This is a genomic window from Mariniflexile sp. HNIBRBA6329 (assembly GCF_043558645.1).
Taxonomy (GTDB): Bacteria; Bacteroidota; Bacteroidia; order Flavobacteriales; family Flavobacteriaceae; genus Mariniflexile.
This window is the reverse complement of the sequence record NZ_JBIFXS010000002.1, coordinates 168,426-180,284: the sequence shown is the minus strand read 5'-3', so window position 1 is coordinate 180,284 and position 11,859 is coordinate 168,426. Positions and strand designations below refer to the sequence as shown.

The following is an 11,859-nucleotide window of genomic DNA, read 5'->3' as shown; positions in this document are numbered from 1 at the left end:
TTTCTTTCCACAATTAGAGGACACTTTAGAGAATGCCTTGGAAGTTCAAGCAACTACAAAGACTGGAGTTTTAATTAGTGTTGTACTTTGTGTTTTGAATTTTGCTTAAGAATAACGGAGGTTCTATCCAAAATAATGCAACAACCTTCATCATGACCAGAATTGGCTTCTACGGTATTTGGAGGTGTGCAGTTTAGGTTGTCTGTGTTGTTTTTAACCTCACTAATAGAAGGTTTTAAGGCTGCTTTAGCTAAAAAGAAGATCCCGATGCAAAAAAGAAGTGTCAATCCGATAGCTTTCATGTAAATGTTTTTTAAGATTTGAATTTATTAAACATCCTTTTGAGTGCAAATTTATAATAAATTCACCTTCTTTTTCGGTGACCAAAAAACAATTTTATTCTTTTTAGCTTTAAAATAACCTGCTAAATAATCTTTAAAAAGTGTAAAACCCTTTTTTATAAGCCAATTTTTTCCGTGGGGTTGTCCCATTTTGCCTATCTATAATTTTCCATGCGGTTGTAAATGGAAAATCTTGAAAGCTTATTAATCCGTTTTTATAATCTTTAGGGTTACTGGTTCTGTTAAATTAATTTTCAAGAAATACACTCCAGCGGGTCTATCTGTTATATTTAGTTCAAAGTTCTTTCCATTTAACTCATGCTTTTGTCTTGAAATCAATGCACCATTAATATTATATAATTCGCTATTGACATCTTTAATAGATATAGGTAAATTTATATCGAAAACACCACTAGAAGGGTTTGGATAAATATTTATGCCCTCTGTTATTTCCTTTTGAACAACGTTTAACGGTTCCCCGTTTACCAATTGAATATTAGGAGATGGTGGTGTATCCATTCCGCCGCCAAAATAAAACCCAAGATTTGGAGGCTGGTTATACGAATTGTTCTGCCATGCAATAGCCGACCTGTAGTTAGGATCATGCATTAAAGTATACATTCTTTGGTTAGTACTAAAAGGAGAAACAAAAACAATCAAGCCTGTGTTGTCTGAACGTCTGTATATAACTTCTTCTCGCCAATCACCCAAAATATCAGCCATAAGGCAAGGATTTGATTTAGTTGAATTATTATCAGAAATAGATACAATGTTGTACAATGTAGCTACCCTATCGGTTCCGTTTCCATTCCATTTAGTTATTACCGTTCTGTCGAGTATTTCACGTTGAACATCACCATCCCACCAAACACCAAAATTATAAGAAGCTCCGTTACCCGCTGTAGTTGGTATTGAATTTGATATAAGTTGACCAGTGCAGCTACGAAGACCAGAACCATCAGAACCCCATACTTCCATACCTTTGTAGTTTGGATCTACATCGGCAGCCATACATCTTCCAATATCACCACTTGAATAATTTGCCCATTGTACCGTACCAGTTTCAGCATTTCTTATTGCTAAACCCGGGATTGTTCCGCCAGCACCTTCCATACAGCTAAAATATTCCAAACCAGGAATATCAGGATTAATATCTGCTAAATGAGCAGCATCGCCATGCCCAAAACCTGTAGAGTACAGACCATTACCATTTTCATCAATCGCCATGCCTCCATAAGTTATCTCGTCTCTCCCATCACCATCAACATCACCGGCAGCAAGATTGTGGTTTCCTTGGCCGTGATAAGCAGTGGCTACTCCACCAGGGCTGCTATCCCAAGCCCACTCTTGTGTTAAAGTGCCATTTCTGAAATTCCATGCTTCTAGTTTTATACGGTGATAAATTCCTCTGCCGATAACAAAACTTGGATTTACACCATCAAGATAGGCAACTGCCCACATACATTTGGTAGCCCTATGGCCAAGGTGATAAAGGTTATGGCCCGGTAGTCCCCATTGTGCTATTGGTTCACGATCGATGTAAAAATCCCATGCAATTTCTGCGCCTGTTTCGCCATTAAATATGGATATGTAATCGGGACCTTGGGTTCTATACCATGAAGAATTTTGTGTCGCAGAAGAACGGTAATTAATTTGTCCATCTTCATCTCTGTCTCCAATATTATTACCTATACCGTCAATCATACCATCTGAAGTTCTGGTAGCAACTTCGGCTTTACCATCATTATCAAAATCGTATACTAAAAAATTCACTTCTACTGCATTCAATATGTTAGGACCTAAATCAATAGCCCACATAAATGTACCATCAAGTTCATAAGCTTCAAGATAATGATTGTATGGTGAGGTAGGAGATTCATCATTTGAGAGTCTTTTTATAACAATCTCGTATTCTCCGTCTCCATCCAGATCGCCAACAGAGGCATCATTAAGATTATGAGTTGTATAACCACCGTTAACCGATCTAACAGGAATAGAAAAATACTGACTTCCTCTAATGCTTATAGCAGGGGAAAGTGCTTGCTCTGTCCCGTTAATAACAGCGGCTACACTATAAGGATAATTAATACTAGTTGCATCAACATAATTTGAAACGTTAAGATTGGAAGCAATTAGTGTTGCCCCACGATATAGATTGTAGGTAGCATTCTGGGTATATTCGTCACCAGGAATTCGCCAACTTATTAGCACTGAATTCGAGTTAGTTCGCATGGCAATTAATCCTCTGTCAAGGTTTTCCATGTAACGCTGCCCGTGAAGCGTGAAACTACAAAGCGTCATAATGCCAATTAAAGACAGGTTTATAAGTAACCTGTTTTTAAATAAATTTTTAACCGTGAATTGATAAACTAACAGGGTGTTTTTAATTGTAAAGTTCGTTTTCATAAATCAGCTTATAGTGTTGAAAATAATTTTTTATATAGATTTTTAGTACTGGAGCATAAATGTTGACTGTTCCAATGAGTTGATTATTATTGCAGGTAGACAATTTAGTTGGTCGGTATTTAGTAAGTGTTTTAAATATGCTTATTTGGTAATATAAAAGTATTTATGTTTTTGAACCTTTCCATCCTGTACTTACCTGTTATAGGTTTGTTTTGAACAATTTTAATATAAAATCAAAAGAAGAATAAAAGTACTAAATACCTTAATACTTAATGCTTGACGCCTTTGATAATCAATCCAAAATCATCCATTTTGAGTTAAAACCCTAATGAATTATTCTTTTGTATAGCTAAACTACTCCATATGTTTTATTTATAAATTATGAAATAGAATAATATGGATTTGAAAAAATTAAGATATAAAAATTTGTTCTTTTATTTTTTATTAAAATACTCCTCGTTCCATTTATTAGGAAAATCATTGTAGCGCAGAACTGCCCATGTTTGTTTTTTACATTCATCGCTGAGCTTATAATGATTTAACATGAGAACGATTCCTTTCTTAGAGAGATAAAAATCGGGGAAACGAAAAGTCTTTTCATTAGAATAATCACACTTTGAATTATTTATTTCTTTTGCGTAAGAACTATGTATATATTTTTCTATTTTTTTCTCAAAAACTTCACCTCGATATTTAAAATATTCTCTAGATTCATTACGAGGAGGTGTTCCTTCTCCTAGCCAAAGTAAGTCTTCAAGATTTAATTTTTTAAGAGTTTTTAAATCTAGAGTTAAATACATGACAGAAGTATTTTCTTTGGTATTACTGGTGTAACTTTTTGTAGACTCTACCATACTTAGTATATTGGGAGTAAAATAGCTAATATTTATTTCGTTTTCGAAATTTTCATAACTATAACCGTTAAGTATATCATTTATATAAAACTGTTCAAGGTAATTATTTATTTTAACCATTCTTGATTCGGAAAACCCCTCAACTACACGGAATAATTTAATTTTAGATCCAGTTTCAGTAAGCCATTCTATTTTTATCCCCTTTTTTAACTTTTGAATCGATGTTGATTCATATTTTATATCACTGAGCAGGCAATAATTATATGGTGATAATTTTTCTTTTATCTTTTCGTTCTTTATTGAATGAGGTTCAGATTGATTTATTTTAATCGGGCGCAGAAAAACCTGATGAATCTTACCATCCGGAGTTCTTTGTTCCCCGAACCAATTATGTAACGAATCTTCAGTTATAACAATCTGCTCAAATGATTCTTGATTTTTTGTTTTTAAATTGGATCGCAATAAATTGAAGGTGAATGCGATAGAATCGTATTCGACCTGCAGGTAGATGGATTTTTTTTTATCACGGAAACAATATCTTCCACTATAATATCCCTCAACATTACGAATCTCCATAATTATTTCTCGATTGTCTATAGTGCCTTCTAGACTGTATACCTTTTCTACATGGGCTAATACAGACATGGTAGAGAGAGAATATAATAGAAATAATAGGAAAACTTTTTTAAAATTTGTCATAACAATTGGTATCGTGGACTCAAGTAGTGATTCAATAATTTATAATTTAAAACAGAGTGCAAAATAATATAAATTAGGCTTACTTGGACAGATAGGTACATTTTTTTCATAAAGCCTACCGGTTAGGTAGGCCATTTAGCATAATTCCAAAACTTCTTATTCAATTTCAAAATGAATAAATTTGTCATGTTCATCTTCAGTTAAAATTATAAAGGCTTTATTTTTAGAGGTTCAAGGTTTATTGAAACCAAACAAACTTTTCCGTAATCCTTTCAACCGTAAATTTCTAATAAATTCACCTTCTTCTTCGGTAATCAAAAAGTCAATTTTATTCTTTTTAGCTTTAAAATAACCTGCTAAATAATCTTTAAAAAGTATAAAACTACCTTTTTTATAAGCCAATTTTAAAGCTGAAATTAAAGTGATGAAAAAGCCATAGCGCATTTTGTACATAGCTTCACCTTGTAAATATTTTGAAGCTTTGTTATAGCTAATACCGGTAGGTTTTAAATGTTTTACATGCAGTGATTCATCGGTTACAAGTTTCCAACCGTAAAATTTAGCAAGCAATTCATCAACCGTATCCCAACCCATAGATGGTTTTAATTTACCAATTTGTAAAAAGCAGTCTTTTTTATAAGCTTTTAAGGCTCCTCGAATGTGGTCTTTTCGGGTTAAGTTTTCCAATACCCAAGCACCATTTTTTTCAATATAGCAAAAGCCTGCTGCCATGCCAATATGCTTGTCTGCGGTAAAATGGATGGCTAGTTGTTCTAAATAATTAGAAGGGAAAATTAAATCGGCATCAAATTTACATAGCACATCATAACGCTCATCAAGAGTTTCGTAACCTTTGTAAAAAGCATTAATAATTTTTGAACCCGGTAAATGTTCGTTGGAAGATTTTGAATTTACTAACTGAATCCAAGAATATTTTGCTGAATATCCTTCAACAATATCTTGTGTGTCATCCGTTGAATTATCATTCACAACAACAATACGTTTTGGTTGAAGCGTTTGTTTGACTAAAGAATCTAAAGTTAAACCAATAGAACTAGCTTCGTTATGTGCTGGAATGATGATGTAAAAGTTCATTTTGTAAATTTCAATATTTAAATCCCAAATCCCAAATCCCAATTTTAATTGAAATCTTTTGGAGTTAGGTACTTAGAAATTGTTATTTGCTTATTCTTTCGGCATATACAATGTAGTACCTTGGTGTAAACCAACGCAAAATGGGACGTATTCCAATTTTTTTGGTTGGGTTTGTCCATTTTTGGCGGTCTATAATTTTCCACCCCGCTTTTTCTAACAACCAATCGAATTGCCAATCTTCAAACTCATGATAGTGTCTGTCTAGCATATCGGTATTACTTCTGTAAGCTGAAGAAAACCACAACTTTAAAGGAACGCTGGCAACTAATTTATCGGTTCTTATAGATTTAAGAACCGTAAAAGGAGATAACAAATGTTCGAAAATTTCAAAAGCGGTGACTACCGAAGCATTAGAGTTTTCAATGGTTGAGGTGTCAACATCCAAATCTTCTCCTTTAGTGTTTTCAACTTTAAAACCTCGTTGTTTCATAATATCCGAAAACGGATTTTCTACCCCTAAATCTAAAATAGTTTCAGAGTTTTTTATGTGTCTTTCTAAAAATTGAAGCGTATGTTTAAAACGTTTATTGGGAAAAGTTTTCTCGTACATTAAACAGTTGAATCTTTAATATTTGTAAACAATAGCATTGATATGCATACCAGCGCCAACACTTGCAAATATAACAACATCACCTTTTGAAAGGTTGTGGTTTTCTAATTTATTATTTCTAACCAAATCTAAAAGCGTAGGTACGGTTGCAACCGAACTATTACCTAGTGTTTGAATACTCATAGGCATAATATTTTCTGGAATATCAGTTCTGTAAAGTCTGTATAAGCGTTTTAAAATCGCTTCGTCCATTTTTTCGTTGGCTTGATGAATAAAAATCTTTTTTACATCTTTAATATTTAAGCCACTATTATCAATGCATGTTTTTATGGCTTGTGGCACATGATTTAATGCGAACTCATATATTTTTCGACCTTCCATTTTGATGTAGCGTGTATTTTTACTTAGTGTCGGGTTATTGGAGTTTCCAAAGTGTAAATAATAGGCTTCATCATAGGTGTAACTGGCCGTTTCGTGTGCTAAAATACCGCCTTCATCTTCGGTTGCTTCAATAATGGTGGCACCAGCACCATCCGAAAAAATCATGGCATCTCTATCATGTTTATCAACAACTCTGGAAAGTGTTTCGGTACCAATAACTAAGCAGCGTTTTGCTATTCCAGCTTTTATAAAAGCATTTGCTTGTATAATGCCTTCAATCCAACCAGGACAGCCAAATAAAATATCGTAAGCAATGCATTTTGGGTTTTTTATACGTAAGCTATGCTTTATTCTTGTGGCTAAACTTGGTAGCATATCACTTTGAATGGTGTTATGTTTAACATCACCAAAATTGTGTGCTACAATAATATAATCAATCGTTTCGGGGTCTATTTTAGCGTCTGCTATAGCTTTTTCGGCAGCAAAAAAACCTAGATCGGATGAGTTGTGGTGGTCTTTAGCATAGCGTCTTTCGGCAATACCTGTGATGGCTTGAAATTTTTCAATAATAACGTTGTTAGGGTAATTAATTGCCGAACCATCTGTGTTTAAAAAAGTATGTGCGTGGAAAGCGTCGTTTTTTTCAATGGTATCTGGAATATAACTTCCGGTACCGGTAATTTTAATGTTCATAAAAAGAAAATTTGCCTTTTTTTGTTAACTCGTACAAGGTACAAGGTTTCAAGAAAAGGCAAATTCTTTTTCAATATAATTTACGATGTTCAACGCTGTTTTTAGGCGTCGGCATAAGCTTCAATAGGTGCGCAAGAGCATACTAAATTTCGGTCTCCATAAGCATCATCAACACGTCTGATACTTGGCCAAAACTTATTCTGTTTTACATAGTCTAAAGGAAATGCAGCCTCTTCACGGGTGTAAGGATAGTACCATTCGTTGGCTGTTATCATCTCTAAAGTATGTGGCGCATTCTTTAAAACATTATTGTCATCATCTTTAGAAGCAGCATCAATTTCTTTTCTAATAGAAATCATGGCATCACAAAAACGATCAATTTCAGCTTTACTCTCGCTTTCGGTCGGTTCAATCATTAAAGTTCCAGCAACAGGAAAAGATACAGTTGGTGCGTGGAAACCATAATCCATTAAACGTTTAGCAATATCGGTTACTTCAATCCCGTTGGCTTTAAATGATCTACAATCTACAATCATTTCGTGTGCTGCACGTCCGCGCTCGCCAGAATAAAGCGTATCAAAACTTCCTTGTAAACGTTGTTTGATATAATTGGCATTTAAGATAGCAATCTTAGTAGATTCCGTTAAACCTTCAGCCCCTAGCATTTTTATATAGCCATAGGAAATTAAGCAAGCCAAAGCAGAACCATAAGGCGCCCCAGAAATAGCTGTAATGGCTTTTTCACCGCCAACTTTTTTAATGGGGTTTCCGGGTAGAAACGGCACCAATTGTTTGGCAACGCAAATAGGGCCAACACCAGGGCCACCACCACCATGAGGAATGGCAAAGGTTTTATGTAAATTTAAATGACAAACATCGGCTCCAATATTTCCTGGGTTCGTTAAACCAACTTGGGCATTCATGTTGGCGCCATCCATATAAACTTGACCGCCGTTGTCGTGAATAATCTTGGTGATTTCTTTGATGGCAGATTCGTAAACGCCATGTGTAGATGGATAGGTAACCATGAGGCAAGAAAGGTTGTCTTTGTGCAAAATGGCTTTTTCACGTAAATCATCAACATCAATATTGCCTTCAGCAGTTGATTTGGTAACAATCACTTTCATACCCGCCATAACCGCTGTGGCTGGATTGGTTCCGTGTGCTGAAGATGGTATTAAGCAAATATTTCTATGGCCTTCGTTACGAGATTCATGGTATGCTTTTATTACCATTAAACCAGCATATTCACCTTGCGCACCAGAGTTTGGTTGTAGTGAAGTTGCCGCAAAACCTGTGATTTCGGTAAGTTGGTCTTCTAATTCTTTTAAAACCGTTAGATAACCTTGTGCTTGTTTTTTAGGAACAAACGGATGAATGTTAGCCCACTTAAATATGCTTAAAGGCAACATTTCTGAAGCAGCATTCAGCTTCATGGTACAAGAGCCTAAAGAAATCATGGAGTGATTTAAAGCTAAATCTTTTCGTTCTAAAGATTTTATATAACGCATCAATTCGGTTTCAGAATGGTAGGTGTTAAATACATCAAGCGTTAAGAAATCTGATTTTCTTTTTAGTGTTTCTGAAATATTATCGCCTTCTGAAATTGCGGTGATGATGATAGTTTCTTTTTCGGCAGCTTCAGCAAAAACAGAAATTAAATAATTTATATCTCTAACCGAAGTTGTTTCATTTAAGGAAATAGTAATCGTTTCTTTATCTGGATAAAATAAGTTTACCTTTTTTTCTTTGGCTACACGCTTGATTTTTTTAGAATCGGTTTTTATTTGAAGTGTATCAAAATACGATGTGTTTACTTGTGTATACCCCAGGGTTTTTAAAGCAGCAGCAAGTGTTGATGCTGTATTATGGACTTTATTGGCTATAAATTTTAAGCCTTTTGGTCCGTGATACACGGCATACATACTTGCCATAACCGCCAATAAAACTTGGGCGGTACAAATATTTGAGGTTGCCTTATCGCGTTTTATATGTTGCTCGCGGGTTTGTAATGCCATACGTAAAGCCCTATTTCCATCAGTATCTTTGGTTACGCCAATAATACGCCCAGGGATATCACGTTTATACGCTTCTTTGGTTGCAAAATAAGCGGCATGCGGACCTCCGTACCCCATAGGGATTCCAAAGCGTTGTGTTGTACCCACAACGACATCAGCACCAAATCTACCTGGCGCTTCCAATTTTACCAAACTTAAAATATCGGCAGCTACGGCTACTTTTAATTGCGCATCGTTCGCATTGCTTATGAATGTTTTAATATCGGTAACTTGTCCGTCCTTTCCTGGGTATTGTAAGATAGCACCAAAAAAATCTGAAGAAAAATTAAAAGTTTCTTCCTTGCCAACTACCAATTCAACACCAATAGGAGTCGATCTGGTTTGTAATAATGATAAAGTTTGTGGCATTATATTTTCTGAAACAAAAAATTTGTTGACGTTGTTTTTCTTTTGCTCACGTTCGCGAACAGCAAATAACAAACTCATCGCTTCAGCTGCTGCAGTACTTTCATCAAGCAGCGATGCATTGGCTATTTCCATACCTGTTAAATCCATTACCATGGTTTGGTAGTTTAACAAAGCTTCCAATCTACCTTGTGCAATTTCAGCTTGATAAGGCGTGTAAGCGGTGTACCAACCTGGGTTTTCAAGAATGTTACGTTGAATAACGGCGGGTAAAATGGTAGGATGATAGCCCAAGCCTATATAAGTTTTGTAGGCTTTGTTTAGTTTAGATACATCGTGAATATGAAGCAAATATTCGTATTCAGTCATTGGTTCATCTAAATTCAATCCATTTTTTAAACGGATATCATCTGGAATGGTTTCGTAAATTAACTGGTCTAAGGAATCAACACCAATGGTTTTTAACATAAGTTTTTGGTCTTCTTCTCTAGGGCCAATATGACGCAATGCAAAAGCGTTTGTATTCATTAAATGGAAATTGTTTATATAATTCGCAAAAATACATAATATAAAGCGTGTTTTATTGCATATAATGGAAAGTTTTTAACCATTTGAAAGCTTTATTAACACTGTACGAAACCTATTGCTTAAATTTGTAAAATGAAGATGTTAAAACAGCTTTTAGATTTCTACATAAACAGTAGTATTCATGTGGCTTTAGCGGTGTTTTCGTTAACATGGATTACACTTTTGGAGTTCGAAATTTTATATGATGAAAACTTGTTGTTTTTTGTGTTTTTTGCATCTATAACGGGTTATAATTTTGTAAAGTATTTTGGTTTTGCCAAATTTCATCACAGAAGCTTAGCAAATTGGCTAAAAACGATACAGGTTTTTTCGTTTTTCAGCTTTCTATCCATGTGTTATTTTGCCTTTAAATTGAATGTGGATACCCTCATTTATATTGCTGTATTTGGGCTTGTAACTTTTTTATATGCCATTCCGTTTTTACCAAAACATTTGTTTTTAGATAACCATAATAATTTAAGAAATGTAGGTGGTTTAAAAGTGTACCTTATTGCTTTGGTTTGGACCGGAGTTACCGTCTTTTTGCCCTTGATAAATAATCAATACCCCATGCATGCAGATGTGCTGTTTACGGCTTTTCAGCGGTGTATTTTTATTATAGTATTGATGTTGCCTTTTGAAATAAGGGATTTAATGTACGATAGTTTAAAGCTTGCTACCATTCCGCAAAAAATAGGTGTAAAGCGTACAAAAGTTATAGGTATTCTGTTATTGGTTGTGTTTTTCTTTTTAGAATTTTTCAAGGACGATATTGGTGCAAACAAATTAATTGTTTTTGCAGTCATATCTATAATAACAGGGTTGTTTTTAGTATGTTCTAAGAAGTGGCAAGGAGGTTATTACAGTTCATTTTGGGTAGAAGGGTTACCCATTCTGTGGTTATTATTGTTGCTTTTGTTTAGTTGATGGATGTTTCTTTAATGGCTTTATCCAACTCTTTTTTCATGTTTTCTTTGCACTTTTTATCTAAACACACAACGTTTGCTTTTTTAATGGTATGGGTAAGTTTTGCGTTGTTTTTTGTGTATTTTCTGCAAGCTTTACAAATGATTAAATGAAGATTTAACTTAATTTTTTCCCATAAAGAGGCATTTTTATACTGCGATTTATCGCAAACATGATTAGCTTCATCACATTTCAACATCAGTTTAATTTTATCACTCATAATCAAAACCAATTTTCTTTTAAACATTCTGCCATAGCCGTTCTTGCTCTGTGTATAATTACCCAAAGGTTAGACGCTGTAATATTCAGTTCATTACAAATTACTTCGGTTTCATAGCCTTCAATGGTTTTCATTCTAAAAACTTCTGCTTGTTTTTCTGGTAATTTGCTTAAACAATTAAAAATGGCATGACCAAGTTCTTCATTTTGCATAGTGTCTTCGGCAGTTTTCTCAAATGGGTCTGCCACACGTTCTTCTAACCAATCACCCTCAGATTCACTATCGTCATTATAAGCAATGCGCACTTCCGCTTTTCCTTTATTCGAATTGATTTTACGGTAGTGGTCAATAATTTTTCGTTTCAAAATGGAGATGAGCCACGTACGTTCGCTAGCTTCACCTTTAAAATTTGTCATCGATTTTAAGGCGGCCAAAAAAGTGTCTTGAACTAAATCTTGCGCAATATCTCTATCGCTAACACGTGTAACCGTATAGTTAAATAGATAATCGGAATATAAATCGATCCATTTATTTGGATTAATTTCATTGTTAGGCATTGTTACGCAATTTTTTTGTGAATCAAAAATAGGGTAAAAAAACGAAT

General features: G+C 34.5%; 10 protein-coding genes. 1 reads left to right on the top strand and 9 read right to left on the bottom strand.

Translation table 11 applies throughout. From position 1 onward, the window contains the following. Positions 1 to 74: 74 nt before the first annotated feature. The 7 genes from ACGK9U_RS03640 to gcvP all read right to left on the bottom strand — a co-directional run bounded on the left by ACGK9U_RS03640 (position 75) and on the right by gcvP (position 10,030). Positions 75 to 302, bottom strand: coding sequence for a hypothetical protein (locus ACGK9U_RS03640; RefSeq protein WP_394464998.1), 228 nt, complete (start codon positions 300 to 302; stop codon positions 75 to 77). 243 nt (positions 303 to 545) lie between these two features. Then, positions 546 to 2,747 carry a T9SS type A sorting domain-containing protein gene (locus ACGK9U_RS03635; RefSeq protein WP_394464997.1) on the bottom strand — a complete coding sequence of 734 codons (2,202 nt, stop codon included), beginning with the start codon at positions 2,745 to 2,747 and terminating at the stop codon, positions 546 to 548. 434 nt (positions 2,748 to 3,181) lie between these two features. After that, positions 3,182 to 4,246: a hypothetical protein gene (locus ACGK9U_RS03630; protein WP_394464996.1), complete on the bottom strand. Its 1,065-nt coding sequence runs from the start codon at positions 4,244 to 4,246 to the stop codon at positions 3,182 to 3,184. A gap of 285 nt (positions 4,247 to 4,531) precedes the next feature. Continuing rightward, complete coding sequence (locus ACGK9U_RS03625) at positions 4,532 to 5,395, bottom strand: glycosyltransferase (RefSeq protein ID WP_394464995.1); 864 nt, start codon at positions 5,393 to 5,395, stop codon at positions 4,532 to 4,534. 82 nt (positions 5,396 to 5,477) lie between these two features. Continuing rightward, positions 5,478 to 6,005, bottom strand: coding sequence for a methyltransferase (locus ACGK9U_RS03620; RefSeq protein ID WP_394464994.1), 528 nt, complete (start codon positions 6,003 to 6,005; stop codon positions 5,478 to 5,480). Between the two features lie 15 nt (positions 6,006 to 6,020). Then, a complete protein-coding gene (locus ACGK9U_RS03615; protein ID WP_394464993.1) occupies positions 6,021 to 7,079 on the bottom strand; it encodes a 3-oxoacyl-ACP synthase III family protein in 1,059 nt (352 codons plus the stop codon). Positions 7,080 to 7,180: 101 nt separating this feature from the next. After that, the gene (gcvP, locus tag ACGK9U_RS03610) at positions 7,181 to 10,030 is read right to left on the bottom strand and encodes an aminomethyl-transferring glycine dehydrogenase (RefSeq protein WP_394464992.1); all 2,850 of its coding nucleotides are present in this window, start codon (positions 10,028 to 10,030) and stop codon (positions 7,181 to 7,183) included. A gap of 132 nt (positions 10,031 to 10,162) precedes the next feature. Between gcvP and ACGK9U_RS03605 the strand changes: the two genes are divergently transcribed. Next, positions 10,163 to 10,996, top strand: a complete 834-nt coding sequence (locus ACGK9U_RS03605) for a hypothetical protein (RefSeq protein ID WP_394464991.1) — start codon at positions 10,163 to 10,165, stop codon at positions 10,994 to 10,996. Here ACGK9U_RS03605 and ACGK9U_RS03600 read toward each other — a convergent pair. Together ACGK9U_RS03600 and ACGK9U_RS03595 are read right to left on the bottom strand one after the other, a co-directional pair. Continuing rightward, a complete protein-coding gene (locus ACGK9U_RS03600) occupies positions 10,989 to 11,255 on the bottom strand; it encodes a hypothetical protein (protein WP_394464990.1) in 267 nt (88 codons plus the stop codon). The two genes, ACGK9U_RS03605 and ACGK9U_RS03600, sit on opposite strands and share 8 nt — an antisense overlap. Positions 11,256 to 11,257: 2 nt before the next feature. Beyond that, positions 11,258 to 11,812, bottom strand: coding sequence for a sigma-70 family RNA polymerase sigma factor (locus ACGK9U_RS03595; protein WP_394464989.1), 555 nt, complete (start codon positions 11,810 to 11,812; stop codon positions 11,258 to 11,260). Positions 11,813 to 11,859: the final 47 nt, after the last annotated feature.

What these genes read in the sequence shown, in the direction of transcription:
- ACGK9U_RS03640 (WP_394464998.1), bottom strand. Translation starts at nt 302, where the DNA reads ATGAAAGCTATCGGATTGACACTTCTTTTTTGCATCGGGATCTTCTTT.
- ACGK9U_RS03635 (WP_394464997.1), bottom strand. Translation starts at nt 2,747, where the DNA reads ATGAAAACGAACTTTACAATTAAAAACACCCTGTTAGTTTATCAATTC.
- ACGK9U_RS03630 (WP_394464996.1), bottom strand. Translation starts at nt 4,246, where the DNA reads ATGTCTGTATTAGCCCATGTAGAAAAGGTATACAGTCTAGAAGGCACT.
- ACGK9U_RS03625 (WP_394464995.1), bottom strand. Translation starts at nt 5,395, where the DNA reads ATGAACTTTTACATCATCATTCCAGCACATAACGAAGCTAGTTCTATT.
- ACGK9U_RS03620 (WP_394464994.1), bottom strand. Translation starts at nt 6,005, where the DNA reads ATGTACGAGAAAACTTTTCCCAATAAACGTTTTAAACATACGCTTCAA.
- ACGK9U_RS03615 (WP_394464993.1), bottom strand. Translation starts at nt 7,079, where the DNA reads ATGAACATTAAAATTACCGGTACCGGAAGTTATATTCCAGATACCATT.
- gcvP (WP_394464992.1), bottom strand. Translation starts at nt 10,030, where the DNA reads ATGAATACAAACGCTTTTGCATTGCGTCATATTGGCCCTAGAGAAGAA.
- ACGK9U_RS03605 (WP_394464991.1), top strand. Translation starts at nt 10,163, where the DNA reads ATGAAGATGTTAAAACAGCTTTTAGATTTCTACATAAACAGTAGTATT.
- ACGK9U_RS03600 (WP_394464990.1), bottom strand. Translation starts at nt 11,255, where the DNA reads ATGAGTGATAAAATTAAACTGATGTTGAAATGTGATGAAGCTAATCAT.
- ACGK9U_RS03595 (WP_394464989.1), bottom strand. Translation starts at nt 11,812, where the DNA reads ATGCCTAACAATGAAATTAATCCAAATAAATGGATCGATTTATATTCC.